General features: G+C 43.6%; 15 protein-coding genes. All 15 read left to right on the top strand.

Annotated elements, in window-relative coordinates; genetic code table 11:
* Window positions 1-317: 317 nt before the first annotated feature.
* The 15 genes from ACGHVY_RS11810 to ACGHVY_RS11740 all read left to right on the top strand — a co-directional run bounded on the left by ACGHVY_RS11810 (window position 318) and on the right by ACGHVY_RS11740 (window position 23,689).
* Window positions 318-1,619, top strand: a complete 1,302-nt coding sequence (locus ACGHVY_RS11810; protein WP_308744702.1) for a TolC family protein — start codon at window positions 318-320, stop codon at window positions 1,617-1,619.
* A gap of 119 nt (window positions 1,620-1,738) precedes the next feature.
* Entirely contained in the window at window positions 1,739-2,986 is a 1,248-nt protein-coding gene (locus ACGHVY_RS11805) for an efflux RND transporter periplasmic adaptor subunit (RefSeq protein WP_308744703.1), read from the top strand.
* Window positions 2,987-2,998: 12 nt separating this feature from the next.
* On the top strand, window positions 2,999-5,404 hold the full coding sequence (locus ACGHVY_RS11800; RefSeq protein WP_390599679.1) for an ABC transporter permease: 2,406 nt from the start codon (window positions 2,999-3,001) through the stop codon (window positions 5,402-5,404).
* Window positions 5,405-5,425: 21 nt separating this feature from the next.
* Window positions 5,426-6,142 carry an ABC transporter ATP-binding protein gene (locus tag ACGHVY_RS11795; RefSeq protein WP_390599217.1) on the top strand — a complete coding sequence of 239 codons (717 nt, stop codon included), beginning with the start codon at window positions 5,426-5,428 and terminating at the stop codon, window positions 6,140-6,142.
* Window positions 6,139-8,559, top strand: a complete 2,421-nt coding sequence (locus ACGHVY_RS11790; RefSeq protein WP_390599215.1) for an ABC transporter permease — start codon at window positions 6,139-6,141, stop codon at window positions 8,557-8,559. Before ACGHVY_RS11795 ends, ACGHVY_RS11790 begins: the two co-directional genes overlap by 4 nt.
* A gap of 417 nt (window positions 8,560-8,976) precedes the next feature.
* On the top strand, window positions 8,977-9,729 hold the full coding sequence (locus ACGHVY_RS11785; RefSeq protein WP_390599213.1) for a FadR/GntR family transcriptional regulator: 753 nt from the start codon (window positions 8,977-8,979) through the stop codon (window positions 9,727-9,729).
* Window positions 9,730-9,776: 47 nt separating this feature from the next.
* Window positions 9,777-10,805 carry a hypothetical protein gene (locus tag ACGHVY_RS11780; RefSeq protein ID WP_390599211.1) on the top strand — a complete coding sequence of 343 codons (1,029 nt, stop codon included), beginning with the start codon at window positions 9,777-9,779 and terminating at the stop codon, window positions 10,803-10,805.
* Window positions 10,806-10,829: 24 nt separating this feature from the next.
* On the top strand, window positions 10,830-11,741 hold the full coding sequence (locus tag ACGHVY_RS11775) for a dihydrodipicolinate synthase family protein (RefSeq protein WP_390599210.1): 912 nt from the start codon (window positions 10,830-10,832) through the stop codon (window positions 11,739-11,741).
* 117 nt (window positions 11,742-11,858) lie between these two features.
* Window positions 11,859-13,499 carry an exo-alpha-sialidase gene (locus ACGHVY_RS11770; protein WP_390599209.1) on the top strand — a complete coding sequence of 547 codons (1,641 nt, stop codon included), beginning with the start codon at window positions 11,859-11,861 and terminating at the stop codon, window positions 13,497-13,499.
* Window positions 13,500-13,502: 3 nt separating this feature from the next.
* Window positions 13,503-14,738 (top strand): MFS transporter, encoded by a 1,236-nt coding sequence (locus tag ACGHVY_RS11765; protein ID WP_390599208.1) that lies wholly within the window; start codon window positions 13,503-13,505, stop codon window positions 14,736-14,738.
* 19 nt (window positions 14,739-14,757) lie between these two features.
* Window positions 14,758-16,182, top strand: a complete 1,425-nt coding sequence (locus tag ACGHVY_RS11760; RefSeq protein WP_390599206.1) for a sialate O-acetylesterase — start codon at window positions 14,758-14,760, stop codon at window positions 16,180-16,182.
* Window positions 16,183-16,252: 70 nt separating this feature from the next.
* A complete protein-coding gene (locus ACGHVY_RS11755; protein WP_390599204.1) occupies window positions 16,253-19,516 on the top strand; it encodes a SusC/RagA family TonB-linked outer membrane protein in 3,264 nt (1,087 codons plus the stop codon).
* Window positions 19,517-19,530: 14 nt separating this feature from the next.
* A complete protein-coding gene (locus ACGHVY_RS11750) occupies window positions 19,531-20,991 on the top strand; it encodes a RagB/SusD family nutrient uptake outer membrane protein (RefSeq protein ID WP_390599202.1) in 1,461 nt (486 codons plus the stop codon).
* A gap of 12 nt (window positions 20,992-21,003) precedes the next feature.
* Entirely contained in the window at window positions 21,004-22,113 is a 1,110-nt protein-coding gene (locus ACGHVY_RS11745) for a sialidase family protein (protein WP_308744711.1), read from the top strand.
* Window positions 22,114-22,144: 31 nt separating this feature from the next.
* Complete coding sequence (locus ACGHVY_RS11740; RefSeq protein WP_390599200.1) at window positions 22,145-23,689, top strand: PKD domain-containing protein; 1,545 nt, start codon at window positions 22,145-22,147, stop codon at window positions 23,687-23,689.
* Window positions 23,690-23,705 lie beyond the last annotated feature (16 nt).

The following is a 23,705-nucleotide window of genomic DNA, read 5'->3' as shown; positions in this document are numbered from 1 at the left end:
ATATTCGTTTTTGCTTTTCCCTGCAAGGGAGTGTCCAATAATTAGACGTTTTATGATACATTTCCTGAAACATGGCTTTATTCTATGTCCTGTCTGTGGAAGACTTATGGCCTGAACGCTGAATAATTGTTGTTTGTATGCAGGTTATGGTGGCTCTTTATTGATAACGTCCAATTTTTAGACGTTATGGTGTGTAATAATTGGACGGGAACGAGAGTGCGGTGTGTGTCATCTGTCTTGTAATCAGTAGTTTAAATATTGTGGCATTATGTTTGCTTTTTTATTCGTATAGAACACAATCGCATATATACTGAAGAATGAGAAACATTTTCTTTTTATTGTTTTTATTACCCGCAATTGCGTATGCTCAACCTGCAATGAGTTTGGACGAATGTATCCGCCTGGCGTGGAAACAGAATCCCTCTGTACGGAATAGTGCTATCGGCATAAAGGAAGCACGAACGGATTATACCGCCGCTATCGGTACATTCCTTCCCCGCATAGTAGCCAATGCAGAAACAGGAAAGCGTTTCGGGCGTTCGATAGACCCGGATACCAATGGTTATACGGAAAAGACTTTTGAAGAGGGAACAGTAGGTCTTGATATGACTTTATCTTTGTTTGAAGGCTTCTCACGTATCAATCAGGTACGTTTTCGGAAAATAAACCGGGAGCGTAGCGAATGGGAACTGAAAGACAGGCAGAATGAACTCGCTTATCAAGTGACGGATGCTTACTACAAGCTGGTTTTGGAAAGAAAACTTCTGAATCTTGCTTTGGAGCAAAGCCGGTTGAGCGAACGATATATGAAACAAACCGAGGCATTTGTGGAACTGGGTTTGAAATCCGTCTCCGACTTGCAAGAGGTGAAAGCCCGTAGGGAAGGCGATATATATCGTTACCAATCCCGTGCCAATAGTTGCCGGTTGGCATTGCTGCATCTGGAACAGTTGATGAGCTTTCGGCGGGGCGATACACTTGTCATTCAGGATACGATTGCCGAATTGAATAAACTCCCGTTGTTTTCACTCCCCTCTACGGAAACATTGTATGGGCAATCGTTGGAAACACTTCCTGCCATGCGTATGATTGACTTGAAGCAGAAAGCCGCCCGTAAAGAATATGCGATGGCGGGCGGAGCTTTTTCTCCTTCTGTTTATGCTCGCTTTACGGTCGGTTCCAATTTCTACAACACAGCATTTTCTGCCAGGCAATTGCGGGATAATATAGGAAAATATATCGGCATCGGTATCTCTTTCCCTTTGTTGAGCGGTTTTGAACGTCTGACGAATCAGAGGAAGCTGAAGCTGAACTTGTATCGCCTGAAGAATGAAGAAGAACTGGAGAAGCAACAATTATATACCGACATTGAACAGACCCTTCTTTCCCTGCGTGCCGGCTATATGGAACATCAGCAGGCATTGCAGCAATTGAGTGCGGAAACTCTGGTCTTGAAAGAATCCGAACGAAAGTGGGAAGAAGGACTTATCTCTGTCTTTCAGTTAATGGAAGCCCGCAATCGTTTTATCTCTGCTAAAGCTGAACTGGTTCGTGTACGCTTGCAGGTAGAAATGATGATGAGACTGGAGAAATATTATCGGGAAGGAACTTTCTTATAAGTTTCTTATAAGGGCAGAATTAATATGTCTTGAATAACAGAGTTGATGCTTCCCGAATAACAGGATAATGGTTTTCCGAATAACTAATTTATAATAACCCTATTTTTGATTGATTCCTTATGGATACACCTATTGAACGCAAACCCGGCATTACCCGCAAACACCTATATATAATAGGTGGCATAGCCTTTGTCATTGCCGTTATTTTATATTTCATTTTCAGGGATACTGCCTCTACCATGGCTGTGGAGAAAGAACGTCTGACGATTGCTACCGTTGACCGTGGTGAGTTTAACGACTATATTCGTGTCATCGGGCAGGTAATGCCTAATCGCATTATTTATATGGACGCTGTGGAAGGCGGACGTGTGGAAGAACGTCTGAAAGAAGAAGGTGCCATGGTGAAGGCAGGCGATGTGATTCTGCGTCTCAGCAATCCGTTACTAAACATCGGTATTATGCAGAGCGAAGCGGATTTGGCTTATCAGGAGAACGAACTCCGTAATACCCGTATCAGCATGGAGCAGGAACGCCTGCGTTTGAAACAAGAGCGTATCGGGCTGAATAAAGACAGGATAGTGAAACAGCGCCGTTACGAGCAATACAGTCGCTTGATAAAAGAGCAACTCATTGCAAAAGAGGATTACCTCCTTGCCAAGGAAGAGTATGATGCGGCTCAAGAACAGTTGGATGTCATTGACGAGCGGATTCGTCAGGATAACATTTTTCGTGAAAGTCAGGTAAGCAGCTTGGACGAGAACATACGTAATATGAAGCGGAGTCTTGCACTGGTGCGCGAACGGATTGAGAACCTGAAGGTGAAAGCGCCTATTGACGGGCAGGTGGGCAACCTTGACGCACAGATAGGGCAATCAATAGCTGCGGGCGAGCATATCGGTCAGATAATCACTTCTGATTTGAAGGTGCAGGCACAGATTGACGAACATTACGTGGAGCGTGTTGTGCCCGGACTGCCGGCTGATTTTACACGTGACGGTGCCAGCTATGAACTGGAGGTGACAAAGCCCTATCCGGAAGTAAAAGACGGGCAGTTCCGTACCGACTTGCGGTTTACAGCCGGACGACCGGAGAATATACGTGCAGGGCAAACCTATCATATCAATCTGCAGTTGGGCGATCCTACACAGGCTATTTTGGTACCACGTGGCGGATTTTTTCAAATAAGCGGCGGACGATGGATGTATGTTGTCGATGAAAGTGGTAAATTTGCTATTCGCCGCCCCATTCGCATCGGACGACAAAATCCGCAGTACTATGAGGTTACCGAAGGACTGAAGCCTGGCGACCGGGTGATTGTGTCGGGATATGAATTGTTTGGCGATAATGAGAAACTGATATTGAAATAAGTCTGTAATATGATAAATTACTTTTCACAAGTGATACGTAGTCAGCGGGTTAAGAAATCTCTGACACTGATAAATATAGCGGGGCTGTCTGTCTGCATTGCAACAGCACTGCTCATCATACTTTATGTTTGGTCGGAATTGAGTTACGATTCATTCCACGACACCGGGCGTGTATATCGTGTCGAAAGCCGGTTGTATGAGGGTGAGACGCTGACAGATAACTGGGCGACTACAGCTTACGGACATGCGCCCACTATGAGCCGTGAAATTGCCGGCATTGAGAAATATGTCCGTTTGACGGCACAAGACCGCGAACAAGTGGTGAATTACTTCGAAAAGAGGTTTGCCGAAGAGCATTACTGCTACACCGAACCTGCTTTTTTTGAGATATTCAATTTCCCGATAATTAAAGGAGATAAGAGCGGGCAACTGGTGCGTCCTAATACGGTGGTGCTGACCGAAAGTGCGGCAAACCGTTATTTTGATGAAGAAGACCCGATAGGCAAGATACTGACTTTCAGTACGTCTTCATCGCAGCAAAACTTTGAAGTAACCGGCGTGATAGCAGATATGCCCGTTCGCTCTCATCTGCAATATGATTTCTTACTTTCATATAATACGATTCCTAAAGAGCGGCAGGATATTTGGTACATTCACGGGGTTTACACCTATGTCCGCCTGATGTCCGGAAAGTCTCCGGCAGAGATTGAAGCGGCTTTTCTCAATATATCCGATAAGTATAAGACCGATGCATTGAAACATAAGACTTGGGCGGTAGAGTTGATACCGCTGAAAGATATTCACCTCACTCCGCAAAAAGCCTACGAGAAAGAGATAAAAGGCAGCCGGACAGCGGTTCTTATACTGTTGGTGATGTCCGTTTCCCTGCTATTGATAGGTTGGGCAAATGCCTTGAATCTTACCGTAGCGCGTTTCCTGGAACGCGGACGTGAGTTCGGGTTGCGCAAGATTTTTGGTGCTTCGCGCCGTCAGATTATTATCCAGGGACTTCTCGAGTCTGGCTTCATGAATCTGCTGGCTACGCTGATAGCTCTTGGTTGGCTGGAACTCCTTTTACCCCTTGTTTATCGCTGGGCAGGGCAAAGTTTCGGGACGGATATACTTATGTTACCGGCTTTCTGGGGAGTTGTAGCCGGAGTGGTTGTTATCGGTACGTTTGTCGTAGGGCTCTATCCCTCCTGGCTGATGGTTACTATACGTCCGTCGGAAATTATGAGGGGGAAACTGTTGCACGGTAAACGCGGCAACCGCATAAGGAAAGTGCTGATTGTGGTTCAGTTTCTGGCTTCTTTTGTCTTGATTGTTGGTACGTTCACAGTGGTTCGGCAGGTATGCTATATGCAAAGTGAGGCTTCCGTCGATTCTCATTCACGTATGTTGGTCATTAAATATCCTTCATTTACCGAGGGGTTGGCATTGCGTATGGAAAGTTTCACCAAGCGTCTGAAGCAGCGGGCGGACGTAAGCCATGTAACAGTTTCGGGAGCTGTTCCCGGGGTGGAGGTAGCCAATTATTTCACCAACCGTCCCTATGGAAGCGACCCTTCACAAGTGAAGTTGATACAAATGTTTGCCGTAGATTATGATTATCTATCTGCCTATATGCCTGCTATGATTTGTGGGCGATGTTTCTCAGAGGATTTTGGCGGTGACCTCAACCGGATAGTGCTTAACGAGGAAGCTGTCAGGCTGTTAGGCTACGAGTCGCCCGAAGCCGCATTGGGACAGCAGGTTAAGATGGAGGTGGTAGGCGAGCCGCTCGAAATTATCGGGGTGGTGAAAAACTATCACCAGCAGTCACTTTCCGTGGCTTACAAACCTATTATCTTCTTTATGAAAGAACGGGTACCGTTTATTGCGACCCCTTATATTTCAGTCCGCCTGACAGACGGAGAAGGAGATAGCACTTTGACGGAGATTGAGCAGATGTATCGTGAATACTTTCCGACTTCTTTATTTTCTTACTTCTTTTTGAATGATTTGAATACTTTCCTATATAAGTCAGACCGTAATTTTGGTTGGATATTTGCCAGTGCTTCTTTGCTTGCTGTGTTTGTAGCATGTCTTGGATTGTGGATTGTAACACTATTTTCAACCTTGTCGCGCTTGAAAGAAGTGGGGATTCGGAAAGTGCTCGGTGCAAATAAAAGAAGTCTGTTCTTTATTTTGACTAAGGAACTGATGCTGCTCACTGTATTGGCTTCTGCAATCGGCATCCCCGTGTCGGCAGTGTTGATGAACGGTTGGTTGGAAACGTATGCTTTCCACGTTTCGTTGCCTTGGTGGATATATGCAACTGCTTTCGTGCTGCTGATGCTGATTGCGTTTCTTACCGTCTTTCAACAAGTGTGGCGCATTATCTGCCTGAAACCGATGTGTATCTTAAAATATGAATAACTAATAAATATTGAACTGATTATGATTAAAACTGAAAAACTGACAAAACTCTTCACAACCGAAGAAGTGCAGACAAAGGCATTGAACGAAGTCACCTTACAGGTGGAACAAGGGGAATTCGTTGCCATAATGGGCCCTTCGGGATGCGGTAAGTCAACGTTGCTGAATATTTTGGGTACACTCGATTCTCCTACTTCCGGCTTTTATTTCTTTGAAGGGAAACAGGTGGATAAAATGAACGAGAACCAACTGACTGTTCTCCGAAAAGGCAATCTTGGCTTTATCTTCCAGAGTTTCAACCTGATTGACGAACTGACCGTATATGAGAATGTGGAATTACCCCTTGTCTATATGGGTGTCAAAGCCGACAAGCGTAAAGAAAGAGTGAATAAAGTGCTCGAAAAAGTGAACCTGCAGCATCGTGCCAACCATTATCCCCAACAACTGTCCGGCGGGCAGCAACAGCGTGTAGCCATTGCCCGTGCCGTAGTGACGGATTGTAAGTTGCTTCTTGCCGATGAACCTACCGGAAACCTGGACTCGGTGAACGGTATAGAAGTAATGGAACTGTTAAGCGAACTGAACCGTCAGGGAACTACCATCATCACCGTCACCCACTCCCAACGGGATGCAATGTACGCACATCGCGTCATCCAATTGCTGGACGGACAAATTGTAGCCGAAAACATCAACCGCCCGCTGGAAAGGAATACGCCGGCTAAAAACGAAACCATATGATAGGAAACTACTGGAATAGTGCCTGGCGGAATCTGATGAAACGGAAAAGATTCAGCTTCATCAATATATTCGGACTGGCGATTGGCATGGCGTCGGCACTGCTGATTCTTACCTATGTGACCTTTGAATTCAGCTTTGATAAAATGCACACGAAGTACGATCGTATCTACCGTGTACAAAGTACGTTCCACGAGGGGGAAGTGCTGACCGACTACTGGGCAAGCAGCTCTTTCGGATATGGTTCGGCAATGAAAGAGAATCTTGCCGGAATAGAGGACTATACCCGAATCGGCTCCCTGCTCCAACCGGAACAAATAGTGAAATACGGTGAACTGACCTTGCGGGAGAATCAGATAGCCTATGCCGAACCCGGCTTTTTCCGCCTTTTCGATTTCGAACTTCTGAAAGGCGATAAGAAAACCTGTCTCTCCATGCCGGGACAAGTCGTAATCACCGAACGCATCGCCCGTAAATATTTCAAGGATGAAGACCCTATCGGAAAGATATTCATCTTTACCGGAGCATACGACAAGATATCGTGTGAAGTGACCGGAGTGATGAAAGAAATGCCTTCCAACTCGCATATACATTACAGTTTTCTGATTTCATACAAATCTCTTCCTGAATATATGCAGGAATATTGGTACAAGCACGAGGCCTATACCTACGTCCTGCTTGACTCTCCCGAAAGGAAAGCGGAAATTGAGAAAGGATTTCCCGTAATGGCGGAAAAGTACAAGACGGATGAAGCACTGAAAAACAAGATATGGGGAGTCTCTTTAGTCCCTCTGGCGGATATACATCTCACTCCGCAAGTAGGATACGAAGCGGAGACAAAGGGAAACCGTTCTTCTATGCTTGCCTTGATTTTCGCTGCCATTGCTATATTGGCTATTGCCTGGATAAACTATATAAACCTCACTGTAGCCCGTTCGATGGAGCGTGCCAAAGAAGTGGGAGTACGGCGGGTAGTGGGAGCTTTCCGTAAGCAGTTGATTCACCAGTTCCTGTTTGAGGCATTGGTGATGAATTTGATAGCTTTTGTACTGGCGGTAGGATTGATAGAACTGGTTCTTCCGTATTTTAACCAACTGGTAGGCCGTACCGTTACTTTCTCCGTTTGGCTGATGGATTATTGGTGGATTTTGCTGGTTCTTGTTTTCTTTGCCGGGATATTCCTTTCCGGATATTATCCGGCACTGGCTTTGCTGAACCGGAAACCGATTACGTTATTGAAAGGAAAATTCCTGCATGGCAAATCCGGCGAACGGATACGGAAAGTATTGGTTATCATTCAATATACAGCTTCGATGATATTGCTTTGCGGCACATTGATTGTCTTTACGCAGTTGAACTTTATGCGCAGCCAGTCTTTGGGGGTTAAGACCAATCAGACATTAGTGGTCAAGTTCCCCGGACATACCGAGGGACTGAATACGAAACTGGAAGCGATGAAAAAAGCAATAGCACGTCTCCTGTTGGTACATCGGGTCACCTTTTCCGGTGCTGTGCCGGGCGAGGAAGTGGCGACCTTCCTTTCCAACCGCCGCACCAATGATGCTTTGAAGCAAAACCGTTTGTATGAGATGCTTGCTTGTGCCCCCGATTATGTGGATGCCTATGGATTGCAAGTCATAGCCGGAAGAAGTTTCTCGGAAGATTATGGAGACGATGTAGATAAACTGGTGATTAACGAAACGGCTGTACGTAACCTGGGTTTCACATCTAATGATGAGGCGATAGGGGAGTTGGTGACTGTTGAATGTACCGATGCTCCGATGCAGATTATCGGAGTAGTGAAAGATTATCATCAACAGGCATTGAGCAAGAATTACACACCTATCATGCTGATTCATAAAGACAAGATTGGCTGGTTGCCACAACGTTATGTCTCTATCGTGATGACTTCCGGCGACCCTCGCGAATTGGTATCGCAGGTGCATGAGATTTGGAACCAATATTTTGTGGATTCCAGTTTCGACTACTTCTTCCTCGACCGGTTCTTCGACCACCAGTATCGCCAGGATGAAGTATTCGGTGTGATGATTGGATCTTTCACCGGACTGGCAATTTTCATTTCCTGTCTGGGACTTTGGGTATTGGTCATGTTTTCATGTTCCACACGTACCAAAGAAATGGGAATACGGAAAGTCCTCGGAGCTTCCCGTTGGACACTCTTCTATCAGTTGGTCAAGGGATTCTTCCAGTTGATTCTGATAGCGGTTGTCATTGCCCTGCCGATAGCTTGGTTTAGTATGAATGCCTGGTTGAGCCATTATGCTTTCCGTACGGATTTGAAAGCATGGTTCTTTATTGTGCCTGTATTGCTGATGCTGTTTATCTCATTCGTAACGGTAGCTTTCCAGACCATGAAGATAATTATGAGCAAACCTGCCCGTTCTTTACGTTATGAATAATCTCTGAATCACTCCATCGGGTATTCGTTAATATCCGATATATTTATGTTAAATGTTAACGAGTCTATTGCTTTTATTAAACCATGTTATAAGATATGCCTCTTTACTCCGAAAATTTGGAGATATGCGGAGAGTCCGTATCTTTGCAGTGTGTTTTTCATAGTATTAGATTTAAGGTTAACAAAAAGGATTGGCTGTCTGGGATAGATAGCCTTTTTTTATGCCCTTTCTTTTCATTCTATTTCTCACAAGTATATCTCATTTCCTGATTCTTCTCCGTTCATATCCTAAAGTATGTTTTTCAACATATATGCTTATTTTTCTATTATTATCTTCTTGTATTCTAAAAAAAATCCCTTAATATTGCATTTGTATTATTTGTCTGACAAATAATACAAATAACAAAAGCCTAATGATATGAAGATAGAAATCAATCAAACAACGTTAATCGACCAGGTAGAAGACAGTCTGCTTACCTACTTCAAAAAGAATGATTTAGGACGTGGAGACTCTATTCCTAATGAGAATAGTCTGGCGGCGGAACTGGGAGTTGCAAGGAGTGTTGTCAGAGAGGCATTGAGCCGTCTGAAAATGATGGGGTTGATTCATGCGCGTCCCCGCAAGGGAATGGTTCTGACTGAACCTTCCATTTTGGGGGGAATGAAAAGAGTGATAGACCCCCGTGTCTTGAGTGAAGAAACAATTTTGGACTTGTTGGATTTCAGAATTGCACTTGAAATAGGAATATCAACTGACATTTTCCGTAAGATAACTCCTAAGGACATCGAGGAACTGAGCGAAATCGTAAAAATGGGTATCGTTTTTGAGAATAACGAATATGCATTGATTAGTGAATCGGCTTTTCATACGAAACTGTATAAAATCACCGGAAATAAAATCATATCTGAATTTCAGGAAATCATTCATCCTATACTTGTCTATGTGAAAGAGAAATTCAAGGATTACTTGAAACCCATAAATATAGAAATGAGCAAAAGCGGTCGGATAGCTACTCATGCCGATTTGCTGGACTTTATCAAGAAGGGGGATGAGAAAGGCTACCGGGATGCTATCGAAAGACATTTTGAAGTCTATAAGATTTTCAAGGTAAACCGTAGCCAGGAATTGATGGCGGAGAAAGAAGAAAGTGAAAAGATAGAAGGTATATGAAAAAGCGGCATCTGATAATTTCATGTTTATCCTTAATTTTATTGTCTATGAATACATCTTGTTTTAGAAAAGGAGGAAAAGGGATAGAGGTACAATGGGAAAATACATTGCTGCTCCCAGGATGCATCGGTATGTCGGAGAATGTTGGATTAGCAGGTGCATATTCCGGGATAGTGGAAGGTAAGTTGCTTGTGCTGGGTGGTGCCAACTTTCCTGACAAATATCCTTGGGAGGGTGGTGTTAAGACTTGGTGGGCTGCTTTGTATAGTTACGACTTGGATACAAAGGAATGGACTGTGTATGATGATTTCCTCGACCGTCCGCTTGCTTATGGGGTTTCAATAAGTTTGCCGGAAGGTTTATTGTGTATCGGAGGATGCGACCGTGCGCAGTGTAGTGATAAAGTATTTCTGATAAAAAAAGAAGGAGATTCGTTTGTGATAGATTCTGTCAGTTATCCGTCTTTGCCGGTTCCGTTGGCTAATGCAGCGGGAGCAATTTGTGATAATTGTATTTATATTGCTGGGGGGCAGGAGTCTATGTTAAATGAACGGTCGACTCATCATTTTTATATGCTTGATTTACTTCATAAAGAGAAAGGATGGCAGGAAATGCCGGGGTGGGACGGCCCTTCCCTTTCTTATGCGGTAGGTGTGGCTCAACGAGGACGGTTTTACCTCTTCAGTGGAAGAAGTTATGCACCGGATGAGGCGATGGTGGAATATACGGAGGGGTACGTATTTGAACCGGACACTAAGAAATGGAATAAAATGACCGGTTCTTTTCCGGTAATGGCGGGTACTGCCCTACCTTATGGAGAAGACAAGATTCTGCTATTGGGAGGAGTGGAAGAGATTTTGCCTACATCTTCCGGACATCCGGGATTCAGCCGTAAACTGCGGGTGGTCAGTACGGATACGGATTCTCTGGTCGATTCGTTCGACTGTCCTTATCCTGTCCCTGTTACTACAAATGCTGTTTCTATTGGAAACCAAGTGTTTGTAGTAAGCGGTGAGGTACAGCCCGGCATACGGACACCGTTAATATTGAAAGGAACTTTCCGAAAGTTGAAATAAAATAATAATCTAATTAAATGCACTATGAACAATTATGAAAGACTGGAAGGTATGGTTGCGGCCACCTTCACTCCAATGGATGAAAATGGGGATGTGAATTTATCTGTTATTGATAAGTATGCCGACTGGATAGCATCCACCCCCGTGAAAGGGGTATTTGTGTGCGGTACAACCGGTGAATTTTCTTCGTTGACGATTGACGAGCGTAAGGCAATTCTTGAAAAATGGGTAGCTTCTGCCGCCAAGCGTTTCAAGGTGATTGCACATGTCGGTTCAAACTGTCAGCGGAATGCCATGGAACTGGCACGTCATGCCGCACAAACGGGAGCTGATGCTATCGCTTCAATTGCCCCTTCTTTTTTCAAGCCGGGGACAGTAGATGAACTGGTCGATTTCTTTACGCCGATTTGTCAGGTTGCCAGTGAGTTGCCTTTCTATTATTATAATATGCCGTCAATCACAGGAGTTAACTTGTCGGTAGATAAATTTTTGGTAGAGGGTAAGAAGAAAATGCCCAACTTGGTAGGTACGAAATTTACTCATAATAACCTGATGGAGATGGGGGCTTGCATCGACTTGGAGCAGCATAAATTTGAAGTATTGCATGGCTTTGACGAGATTCTGATTGCAGGTTTGTCTATGGGAGCAGTGGCAGGTGTGGGAAGTACATACAATTATATCCCTAATGTCTACCATGCCATTTTTGAGTCTATGAAGAAAAATGAGGTGGAAACGGCACGTGCCTGGCAGATGAAGTCGATACGTACAGTGGAAGTTATTATAAAATATGGTGGAGGTGTACGTGGCGGTAAAGCTATCATGAAACTGATAGGTATTGATTGCGGCAGTTGCCGGTTGCCGATAAAAACTTTTTCAGCGGAAGAGTATGAAAAACTAAAAAGTGATTTGGATGCGATAAAATTCTTTGAGTTCTAGTGATAAGAAAGAGGAGATGACAGTAAAAGTGTATTGCTGGGGTTAGCTACTTTACTTCCTGTCTATCTCCCCCTAATCTAGTTAAATGCGTTCAAAATTACCTAAAATAAAGATACTATGAAAGTAAGTAAGAAAATATTTATCATATTTTCGATGATTTTGCTATGGATACCGGATATATCTTTGGGTAAAGATATAAGGTTCGAACTGGAAAGGCCTGTCATCCCTGTTTTGGTCAAGAAGCAGATTAATCCGACTATTAAGGCAACTTTGATTCAAACAGGCAGCCGTCCTTACACTATCCGGCAGATTGATGTCGATTTGCAAGGAAGTACGGACTTGTCTGATATCCTTTCTGTTGCGGTATATGGAACTCATAAAAACGGGCTGATAGATGAATCCCGTCTGATATGTAAACCGATGCCCGCTGCACGGAAGATATCTTTTACAGATAATATACAAGTGAAAGATGATTCCTTGTCGTTTTGGATAGCAGTGACATTGAAGGATACGGTTCCATTGACACACCGCATTAGTGTGAATTGCAGCCGGATAAAAACCAGTCGGGGAGAACTGAAAGTCTCGAATAAGGAGGCTATCCCCCTAAGAGTGGGAGTGGCACTAAGACAGAAAGGACAGGATGGTATTGTTTCTTCACGTATTCCGGGATTGGCTACCAGTAACAACGGAACTCTGCTGGCTATATTTGATGCCCGTTATGATTTGACTCGCGATTTGCAGGGAAACATAGATATCGCTCTTCATCGTAGCTTTGACAAAGGACTGACATGGCAACCCATCCAGACGGTGTTGGATATGGGAGAATGGGGAGGACTGCCGCAAAAGTTTAATGGAGTGAGTGATGCGTGCATCCTTGTGGATAAACACACAAATGATATTTATATAGCCGGATTGTGGATGCACGGTGCATTGGATGATAATGGCAAGTGGATAGAGGGCTTGAATGAAAACAGTACTTACTGGATACACCAGTGGCGAAAGAAAGGCTCGCAACCCGGAACTGGTCTGAAAGAGACCTGTCAGTTCCTGATAACTAAAAGCACGGATGACGGACTGACATGGAGCTTCCCCGATAATATAACAGGTAAGACCAAACGCCCAGAATGGTGGTTGTTTGCTCCGGCTCCCGGACAAGGAATAACACTGGCGGATGGTACTCTGGTCTTTCCTACACAAGGACGTGATGATAAAGGAGCAGCATTCTCCAATATTACATATAGTAAAGACCACGGAAAGACATGGACAACCAGCAATCCGGCTTATTCGAATGTGACGGAATGTAATGCAGCCCAATTAAGTGACGGTACTGTAATGCTGAATATGCGCGATAACAGAAATCGGGGTAATAAAGAAGTGAATGGCCGGAGAATCTGTACGACGACAGACTTGGGCGAAACATGGACAGAGCATCCCACGTCACGGAAAGCATTGGTGGAACCGACGTGTATGGCAAGTTTACATCGCCATGATTATACTGTGGATGGAGAAAAGAAAAGCATACTATTATTTGCCAATCCCAGTGATTATAAGACACGGGATAAATTGACTTTGAAAGTTAGTTTTGACGACGGACTGACATGGCCTGAGAAATACTGGATTCTGTTTGACCAATATCGTAGTGCCGGTTATTCCAGTATCACTTCAATAGATGAAAATTCAATAGGGATATTATATGAAAGCAGCCAGGCAAATATGGCTTTTATTAAAATTGATTTGACGGAAATTCTAAACAGGTAGGTCATGAACAGTAAAACTTCAAATATATATCCTTGGGTGGTAGTCGGATTGTTATGGGGAGTTGCTTTACTCAACTATATGGACAGGCAGATGCTCTCTACCATGCGGATTCCTATGATGACAGATGTCCGTGAACTGGAATCGGCAGCCAATTTCGGCAGATTGATGGCGGTCTTCCTGTGGATATACGGACTGATGAGTCCCATTTCCGGGATTATCGGCGACCGTATGAGCCGTAAATGGTTGATTGTAGGCAGTTTGTGTATATGGTCCGGAGTTACTTACCTGATGGGGTATGCCACTACTTTTGACCAGCTTTACTGGCTTCGTGGAATTATGGGAGTGAGTGAAGCGCTATACTTGCCCGCCGCACTGTCTCTGATAGCTGATTTTCATCAGGACAAGACACGTTCGCTGGCAGTGGGAATACATATGACGGGACTTTATGTCGGGCAGGCAATAGGTGGTTTCGGAGCTACTTTTGCCGCCATGTATTCCTGGCATAGTACATTCCACTGGTTTGGTATTATTGGTATAGGATATGGCGTCATTCTGGCTTTTTTCTTACGGGATAAGGAAAGGGGAACTGTCTCTGCCATACAAGAGAAAGTGAAAAAGATACCGGTTCTGAAAAGCTTGGGTATGTTGTTCTCCAATGTCTTTTTCTGGATTATCTTGTTTTACTTCTGCGTGCCGGGCACTCCGGGATGGGCGGCAAAAAACTGGTTGCCGACTCTCTTTTCTGAGAGCCTGTCTATTGATATTTCCGTGGCAGGACCGATGTCTACCATCTCCATCGCTTTATCTTCACTGTTCGGAGTTTTAGCCGGTGGATATATATCTGACCGATGGGTGCTCAAAAATGTGCGTGGAAGAGTATATACGGGAGCTTTGGGATTGGCTTTTATTATCCCCTCTTTATTGTTCATCGGATTCGGTCATTCCATTTTCGCATTGGTGATGGGAACAGTTTTGTTCGGAGTGGGATTCGGAATGTTCGACGCAAATAATATGCCGATTCTTTGCCAGTTTGTTTCAGCCCGTTACAGGGCGACGGCTTATGGTATTATGAATATGTGCGGAGTATTTGCGGGAGCGGCAATAACCGGTATCTTGGGAGAATCTACGGATGCCGGACATTTGGGACGCGATTTCGCGCTTCTGGCGATATTCGTATTGATTATGCTGGTCATTTTGGTCACATGTCTGCGGCCTAAGACCATTGATATGAAAGATTAATCATTTAAAACTATAAATCATGAAAAAGGTACTATGCATAATTGCCGGTATGCTTTGTCTTTTACCTTTGGTAGCAAAGGTAAAGCTACCGGCAATAATAGGGAATGATATGGTATTGCAGCAGAATACCAATGCTAATCTGTGGGGATGGGCTGCCCGTTCCCGAAAAATCACAGTTAAAACATCTTGGGATAATAAAACCTATACAACCACTTCCGCATCGGACGGTACATGGAAGCTACAGGTACAGACGCCTTCTGCCGGCGGCCCTTATACTATTACCATATCCGACGGGGAACCGGTGGCACTAACCAATGTCCTGATAGGAGAAGTATGGTTATGTTCGGGACAGTCGAATATGGAAATGCCTGTAAAGGGATTCAGGGGACAATCGGTAAAAGGCTCATGTGACGTAATTGCAACAGCTTCGCCATCTGATAATATCCGTATGGTTACGCTTAAAATAAATAGTAGCCAGACATTGCTGGATGATTGTATGGCAACTTCCTGGATGGAATCTACTCCGGCTAATGTTGCGGATTTCAGTGCCACTGCCTATTTCTTTGCAAGTTATCTGCGTAAAATTTTGAATGTGCCGGTAGGCGTCATTTGTTCCAGTTGGGGCGGTTCCAAGATTGAGTCGTGGATTAATAAAGAGGTATATACGGAAAAGTTTCCGGAAATATCTTTATCAGTACTGACCAAAGACCCTAAAGACATTGCCAGACCGAAAGATGAACCTACGTTACTATACAATGCGATGATTCATCCGATAAAGCAATTCACCATTAAAGGTACTATCTGGTATCAGGGCGAAAGTAACTTAAATAATCCTCAGGTATATAAACGGTTGTTTCCGGCGATGGTAGAGTCTTGGCGGAAAGAATGGAACCAGGGCGAATTTCCTTTTTATTATGTGCAGATAGCCCCCTATGATTACGGGCGGAAAAATGCGGATAAGACGGATGCTGCTGAAATCCGGCAAGTACAATTGGAATGTTTGAAGGAGATTCCCAATGCAGGTATGGTTGTCACGGTGGATATTGGAAATCGTACCTGTGTACATCCCTCTGACAAGGAGAGTGTAGGGAAACGGCTTGCCCTGTGGGCATTGGCAAAAACTTACCAGCGTAGCGGAACACCTTATAGCGGTCCTCTTTACAAGTCTTTTGCAATAGATAAAGAAAAAATAATTGTGGAGTTCGATTACGCGGAAATGGGGATGACATCGTATGACCGGGAAATTGTCGGATTTGAGATTGCCGGAAAAGATGGTGTTTATTATCCGGCGAAGGCTGTTCTTTTTGATAATAAAACCAAAGTGGTGCTGACTAGCGAACAAGTTCCCGAACCGGTAGGGGTTAAGTACGGGTTCAGGAATTATCAGCCGTTGAATTTATTTTCAAACTTCGGATTGCCGGCTTCTCCTTTTGTTGCCAAATAATTTTATAATATATGAGACGAGAAAATAGAAAAACCTAAAATTAGAGTTATTAACTTGTAATCTACAATTTATGTTAAATGCATTTTTATTAAAGAGTAAGCTATTCCGCATGCCGAGTATCTTACTGGTTATCCTCTCTTTCTACATGCCTGCATTTTCGGCTTCACTCGAAGCTTCGGGTATAGAACAAAAGAAGGTAACTGTGAACGGAGTTGTTTTGGACGATACACGCGAACCGTTAATAGGGGTTTCGGTTCTGGTGAAAGGTTCTCAACAAGGAACAGTAACAGATTTGGATGGGAAATATTCCATCATTGCTCCGGCAGATGGTATTCTGGTATTTTCATTTGTAGGAATGGAAAAACTGGAAATACCGGTGAAGGGGCGGAGCAACATCCTGGTGACGATGAAAAGCAGTTCGGTTGCCTTGTCGGATGTTGTTGTTATCGGGTATGGTAAACAGTCTAAGACAGCATTGACGAGTGCCATCACTAAGGTGGATTCAAAAGATATGGCAATTTCACCGACAGGAAATCCGATGTCAATGTTGCAGGGTAAAGTACCGGGAATGGAAATCCGTGTAAATTCCGGCCAGCCGGGATCCGATCCTCAGATTATAGTACGCGGCGGAACGACTACCGCACCTGAAAGTGATTCTCCTATGGTAATCATTGATGGTGTGATTCGTACTATGAAGGATATTAATTATGCGGATATAGAAACGATACAAGTACTGAAAGACGCAGCTTCGACAGCTATTTATGGTTCAAAGGCTTCCCGTGGTATCGTTATGATTACGACCAAACAGGGAAAAGCAGGTAAAGGAAGCATCTCTTTCAGCTATGGATTGTCTGTAGACCACCAGCCGAAAAGAATGCCGTTGTCCGGTGCCCGTGAGTATCTTACCGCAACCCGTACGGCTGCGCTACATACAACCGACCCGGATAAATATCTGTCAGGCACGTTTGCAATGAGCACTGCCAACAAACGGAATGCTTTGAATACGACCGCTTTTCTGGATGACTATATAACTAATTATGGTCAGGGGTATGTAGAGGATCTGTTGTATAACCAGGGGTGGGAGATGATGGAAGACCCTGCCAATCCCGGCAAGATGTTGATTTTTAAGGAAACGGACTTTCAGGATAATCTCTTCCAGACACCGGTCAATCATGATTTTAATATAAACTTCAGCGGGGGTAACGAGAAAGCGACTTACTATATGAGTTTGGGTTATCTTACTCAAGACGGTATTGTTGTAGGTACTAATTACAATCGTTGGAGTTTTCTGACAAATGCTTCGTACAAGATTCGCAAGAACCTTACAGTAAGAGGTATGGTAAACTACTCCATGAGAACAACAGCGGGCATTAACGAGAACAATGTAATGTCGCGGGCTGCCAAGATGCCACCTACGGTACGCCAATATTATGAAGACGGAACTCCGGCTCCGGGTGAGCTGACAAGCTCATTCCGTACTCGTCTGCATGAAGTTTATTATCAGGAAAAGGAAAACAGGGTGAGCCGAATCAATCTTTCTGCCGAACTGGATTGGGAAATTATTCCGGGACTGCATCTCAAACCCATGTTCTCGTACACCAATAATGAAGGTAAAGACCATAATTTCGAAAGATACAATGAAGTGGTGAAGAACAGACCGGTGTCCGAAGCGCATAATATGGACCTGCATTATCAGTATGACCTTATTTTGAACTATACGAAGACAATAAAGGATAAGCATAATTTGGATTTGATGGCCGGTGGCAACTATATTTATGATAACTGGTATCGTTTCAGCGGCTCCGGTTATGGCGGTACATCGGATTATATTGAAACACTGAACGGTATTGCGGCTGAATCAGCCAAGACTACTTCCACTTTTGAGGAGAAGAAGATGAACAGTTACTTTGGACGTGTCAATTACAATTATGATATGAAATACCTGTTTTCTGCAAGTATCCGTTATGACGGTTCTTCCCACTTTGCGGCCAATCACAAGTTTGCAGCTTTTCCGGGTGTATCTGCCGGATGGAACATGCATCGTGAAGCTTTCTTTGAACCTTTGTCGAAAGTAGTCAGCAATTTGAAACTTAGAGCCAGTTGGGGAAAAACAGGATATGACAATCTTGCGCTCGAAAATACGGAAGGCTCTTATGAAGCCGGTAAGAACTATGCAGGCGAAGCAGGTATCTTGAATACGGTGCTTATGAACCGTAATCTGTTATGGGAAGAAACAACCTCAACCGATTTGGGGCTTGAAGCCGGTTTCCTGAATAACCGCATCAATCTGTCTTTCGATGCCTATTATAAAAAGACAACAAACCGTTTGTTGAACGAGAACTTATGGTCGGAAACGGGATTTGCTTCCATCAAGTCCAATTTCGGTTCTTTGAACACGAAAGGGGTGGAAATCGCTATCAATGCGATTCCGATACAAACTCATGATTTCCGTTGGAATATAGATGCCAACTTCTCGATTTGGAGAACAACAATCGGTAAATTGCCCAATAATGGTGCAGATAAGAATCGTACCGGTGGCGGAATCATTTTCGACCCGAAGTTGGGAAAATATGTTGAGGTTGGCGGATTTGCGGAAGGAGAGCGCTTCGGTTCCCGCTTTGCTTATCAGTTGGACGGAGTTTATTCTACGGATGAGGATGCGGCCAATGCTCCATATGATGAAGGAGTATCTTCCGGATGGCTGGGTAAAGGAAAATGTGCCGGTGATGCAATCTGGCGTGATGTGGATGGAAATGGTATCATCAACTCCAAAGACATGGTGTTCGTAGGTTATATTCATCCAGATAAGATGGGGTCTTTCAATAATACTTTCACTTACAAGAATTTTACTTTACGGATTGCTACGGACTTTTCGTTAGGTAATGTGATTGATAACCATTTCAGGGCACAGGCGAACGCAAATTCACGGAATAACTTTGCAACGATTCATGATGTAGCCAGTAGCAAGATGTGGCACAAGCCGGGTGATATAGCTTCTATTCCCCGTTATGATGTGGAGTCCGACTGGGACAATGGAAAGCGTAACCATGGTCGTCCAAGCAGCTCGACAATTGGTTTTAGCGGTGGTAGTGCCAATACTTTATATATAAAGAAAGGTGACTATCTGGCATTTCGTGAAGTCTCCCTGTCGTATCCGTTACGTACCAAGTGGTTGCGTGCCGCTAAGATTGAAACGTTGGACTTGACGGCTGCTGTCTATAATTTAGGATATTGGACTGCCTATGACGGACTTACTCCTGAGGTAATTGGTGCTGATGCCGGTAAATATTCCCGCCCGCGCCAGTTTATATTCTCTGTAAAATTTACAATGTAACATTAAAGTAAACGATGATGAGAACTAAATTAATAATGTTTAGTATAATGGCTGCCTGCAGTTTGGGTAGTTGTGAATCTATTTTGGAGATAGAGCCTATTTCTGAAATAACTATGGCAAATTATTGGAAAGCGGAATCTGACGTGAAAGGTTACCTGAATGGTCTTTATTCGGATTATAGAGGAATGACTAGTACTACTCTGTATGGAGAAGACCGTGGAGATGCTATGGTATCGGGAGTGATTGGCGGCGTTTCGCGTTCGCATCAGCATGAGTTGAATGAAGAATATGGATTGGACTGGCGTACTTTCTATGAGAACATTCATCATTGTAATATGATAATCAAATATGCTCCGGGAATTGACTTTACATTGGAAAATGAGAAGAAACGTATTTTGGCGCAGGCATATACTTTCAGGGCAAAGGCTTACCTCACTTTAACTCAGATGTGGGGAGACGTGCCTATTGTTTTAAATCCGACGGAATCCTATGATAAGGAATCACGTCCGGCGCGTAATGCGGCTTCTGAAGTGATGACGCAAATTCTTTCAGACGTCCGGACTGCAATCGACTTGTTCCCGGAAACGAATATTCTGGATAAGAACCGGATTTCAAGACCTGCTGCATTATGTCTGAAAGCAGAAGCGTTGGCATGGAAATATACAGTTCAGAAGAGTAATGACAAGAATGACTTGACGGATGCAATTTCCGCATTGGAAGAAGTGGAAAAGTGTGGAGTGAGTATGATGGATAAATATGCGGATATTTTCGATGTGGCAAACAAGAAGAACAGCGAAATCATTTTCTCTATTTATCTGAAGAAAGATGAATATAACAATATGTATATGTCTACGTTGTCCATGTCTGCCGCAGCCGGACTGCTGACTAACGATATCGTGAACAAAGAAGACATTCCGTATACTAATTCCACAATAGCCCGCCATGTGTATGCTCCGTCTCCTCGTCTGATTTCACTTTTTAGTGATAAGGACAACCGGGCTTCGTCAGCGTACATCAATGCCATAAATTCAAAAGGGGCGGTAGTCTTTACTTCACAGAACAAATTTCGGGGGACAGCTTATACTGACGACCGTTATTATGATAATGATATCGTAGTCTATCGTTTGGGCGAAGTCAAATTGCTGAAAGCGGAATTGTTATGTTACCTGGGTGGTGACAATGTACAAAAGGCTATTGATGCCATGTTCTCTACCCGTAATCGTGCCGGAATCGGAGCTTATACCGGAAGCATGGATCAGAAAGTAGTGCAGAAAGAAATATTGGACGAACGGGGCAGGGAATTATGTTTTGAGTTGAAACGTTGGCCTGACTTGATGCGGGCGCACCATGCGGGTACTATTGATATTTATAGTTATATACCTAATCTGGTTGGTAAATCCACTCCATTGTATTTCCCGATTTTGAAGAAGATGATTGACTTGAATCCTAATTTGGAACAAACTGACGGTTATTAAAAAGTAGAAGCAATGAAGAATTTAAACTTAATATTTGTATGGGTGTGCCTGTTGTTTATATCGACAGCATGCAATGATGTGGAGCCGAGCATATCTTCTTTACCGGTTCCCACAAGCAAGCCTTATTCTATCAATAGGGAAGGATATGCTTATTTCAGAATTCCCACTATGGTGATTACTAATAGTGGCACGATATTGGCATTTGCCGAGGGACGTCGTAATGGACCTGAAGATGAAGGGGATATCGACATCGTATTAAAGCGTTCTACAGATAAAGGGAAGACTTGGGGACCGTTGATAACGGTCAAGGATGATGGCGAAAATCGTTGCCGTAATCAAGTGCCTATTTATCTTCCGGATATCAATCGCGTCATTTTATTATCTTGCTGGAATCCGGGAGCAACGGGGACTAATTCCATATTTATGACTTATTCGGATGATGAGGGATTGACATGGGCAAAAGAAAAAGACATAACCGCTTCCGTCACCCCTGACAAATACAGATGGTATGCTACGGGACCTTGTCATGGAATAGTAAAACAGTTTGAACCTCATAAGGGGAGAATTGTGGTTCCGTGTAATCACAATACCACTACTTCCGGTGCGGGGCGTTCTCATGTGATATACTCGGATGATAAAGGGGAAACCTGGCATTTGGGTGGTATCATGGACGTGGACTATACGAATGAAAGTACCGTAACCGAATTAAGTAACGGTGATTTAATGCTGAATATGCGTAAGCAGTCCAATACAGAGAAATATAGAATGGTTTCCACCAGTACGGATGGTGGACTGACATGGAGTCCGTGTAAGTACACTACATTGAAAGAGCCGATATGTCAGGGTTCCATACTCTTTTACGGTTTGGGAGATGATGGTAAAGGAATTATTTTGTTCTCGAATCCGGATAGCCAGACCAATCGCAATAATAATACGTTGAAGATGAGCGAGGACGACGGCGTAACCTGGAAGAAGCAATATTCCTATACAGGCAGTGATTATGGAGGATATTCTGATATTGCCCGTTATCCTGACGGTACGATTGGAGTGTTATATGAATATGGATTCAAGAATATCGGCGGTATTGCTTTTCAGAATGTTGAGTTGTCACAGTTGCAATAAAACAATGCATAGAATTAAAAAATAGATTGATATGAAAAAGATAATATATTTCTTGCTCGTATGTGTAGGGGGCTTTTATGCCTGCAAAGACGAAGAACAAGTACTGTTGAATGCAGATTTTATTTCAGACAAGCAAACCATATCTGCCGGGGAGAAGGTCTGTTTTATGGATAAGTCTGCCGGAGAGCCTGTACGATGGGACTGGGCTTTTGAGGGTGGTGAACCCAGTGTGTCTAACTTGTTCAGCCCGGAAATTGTATATAATTATCCGGGAACTTATACCGTGAAATTAAGAGTAGGCCGGGGGACTGACAATGCAGAAACAGAGATACAGCAATATATAACTGTTGTCTATCCTGATGAAATTACTGTAGCTTTTAAATCCAATAAAACCCAGGCATTGAGTGATGAGACTATTGGTTTCACGGATTTGTCCATAGGCTTCCCGTCTACCTGGTTGTGGGAATTTATTCCTACAGAAGGTCGTACCGTTACATCGACAGAACAGAATCCGAGTCTGGTATTTGAACCGGGAGTCTACTCTGTGAAGTTGACCGTTACTAATCCCAAGACGACGGCTACGCTTACAAAAGAGAACTATCTGAATATTATTGATAAGAACTCAGTAGCGGCAGACGTCACGGCAGACCGGTGTATGGTTATAGAAGGTGAAACCGTATCATTCAAAGATGCCAGCTTGGGACGTCCTACTCACTGGAACTGGACATTTGAAGGTGGAACGCCCTCTACTTCCAATGAGCAGAATCCGACTGTCGCTTATTCAACTGCCGGTAGGTATAAAGTTACTTTAGTCGCTTCTAATGATATGAATACTTCTACAGCCGAGCAGGAAGGATATATCACTGTATTGCCTGGTAAAGATATTGTTCTTTTCTATCCGTTTGAGGGTGACAGTAAAGATATGGGTCCTAATGGCATTCATCCGGAAGTTCTTAAACTGGGAGATAATATGGATGTCAACTTTAATGCACCTGCCCGTAAGGAAGGATTTACTTGTGCCGAGTTCAGAAGTAAGGATAATCAGAATTATGCTTTCTTGTCGTTGCCGGATAATGATGCATTAGACTTCCAGGCCACTCCGGTGACTACCTCTTTCTGGGTGAAAACATCGAATAAGACAGCTACTAATATAGGTGTATTCCAGCATGGATCTGGTCCTAATGCCAGTGCAGATGGAAAGAATAAGCAGACTTGGTTCAGGTTTCAGAAGTCCAATCCGTTCATAAGATACGTCATTGAGTATACAGGTCTTTCCGGAAACTGGACCGATTATAAGACAAAAGCTATGACGGATGGAGAGTGGCATCATTATGTATGTGTGCATGCCAATGGAAGCACTTATTTGTATATTGACGGGGTAAAAGAAGCGGAAGCACTCAATAAAGGCTTGAAACCTATTGACCGGAAACCTTATTTTATCGGTGCAATGTATAGAGGAGCAGAGGGTTCTCGTTCTTATGAAAACTTTATGGATGGCTATATAGATGATTATCTGGTGTATAACCGTGCATTCACGGCAGCGGAAGCAAAAGCACTTTATGATAGTATGAAATAAGAAATATAATACTTCT

Origin of the sequence: Bacteroides sp. f07, from assembly GCF_042854785.1 — a bacterium.
Classification (GTDB): domain Bacteria; phylum Bacteroidota; class Bacteroidia; order Bacteroidales; family Bacteroidaceae; genus Bacteroides.
This window is presented reverse-complemented; position numbering and strand designations above follow the sequence as displayed.

What these genes read in the sequence shown, in the direction of transcription:
- ACGHVY_RS11810 (WP_308744702.1), top strand. Translation starts at nt 318, where the DNA reads ATGAGAAACATTTTCTTTTTATTGTTTTTATTACCCGCAATTGCGTAT.
- ACGHVY_RS11805 (WP_308744703.1), top strand. Translation starts at nt 1,739, where the DNA reads ATGGATACACCTATTGAACGCAAACCCGGCATTACCCGCAAACACCTA.
- ACGHVY_RS11795 (WP_390599217.1), top strand. Translation starts at nt 5,426, where the DNA reads ATGATTAAAACTGAAAAACTGACAAAACTCTTCACAACCGAAGAAGTG.
- ACGHVY_RS11790 (WP_390599215.1), top strand. Translation starts at nt 6,139, where the DNA reads ATGATAGGAAACTACTGGAATAGTGCCTGGCGGAATCTGATGAAACGG.
- ACGHVY_RS11785 (WP_390599213.1), top strand. Translation starts at nt 8,977, where the DNA reads ATGAAGATAGAAATCAATCAAACAACGTTAATCGACCAGGTAGAAGAC.
- ACGHVY_RS11780 (WP_390599211.1), top strand. Translation starts at nt 9,777, where the DNA reads ATGAATACATCTTGTTTTAGAAAAGGAGGAAAAGGGATAGAGGTACAA.
- ACGHVY_RS11775 (WP_390599210.1), top strand. Translation starts at nt 10,830, where the DNA reads ATGAACAATTATGAAAGACTGGAAGGTATGGTTGCGGCCACCTTCACT.
- ACGHVY_RS11770 (WP_390599209.1), top strand. Translation starts at nt 11,859, where the DNA reads ATGAAAGTAAGTAAGAAAATATTTATCATATTTTCGATGATTTTGCTA.
- ACGHVY_RS11765 (WP_390599208.1), top strand. Translation starts at nt 13,503, where the DNA reads ATGAACAGTAAAACTTCAAATATATATCCTTGGGTGGTAGTCGGATTG.
- ACGHVY_RS11760 (WP_390599206.1), top strand. Translation starts at nt 14,758, where the DNA reads ATGAAAAAGGTACTATGCATAATTGCCGGTATGCTTTGTCTTTTACCT.
- ACGHVY_RS11755 (WP_390599204.1), top strand. Translation starts at nt 16,253, where the DNA reads ATGTTAAATGCATTTTTATTAAAGAGTAAGCTATTCCGCATGCCGAGT.
- ACGHVY_RS11750 (WP_390599202.1), top strand. Translation starts at nt 19,531, where the DNA reads ATGATGAGAACTAAATTAATAATGTTTAGTATAATGGCTGCCTGCAGT.
- ACGHVY_RS11745 (WP_308744711.1), top strand. Translation starts at nt 21,004, where the DNA reads ATGAAGAATTTAAACTTAATATTTGTATGGGTGTGCCTGTTGTTTATA.
- ACGHVY_RS11740 (WP_390599200.1), top strand. Translation starts at nt 22,145, where the DNA reads ATGAAAAAGATAATATATTTCTTGCTCGTATGTGTAGGGGGCTTTTAT.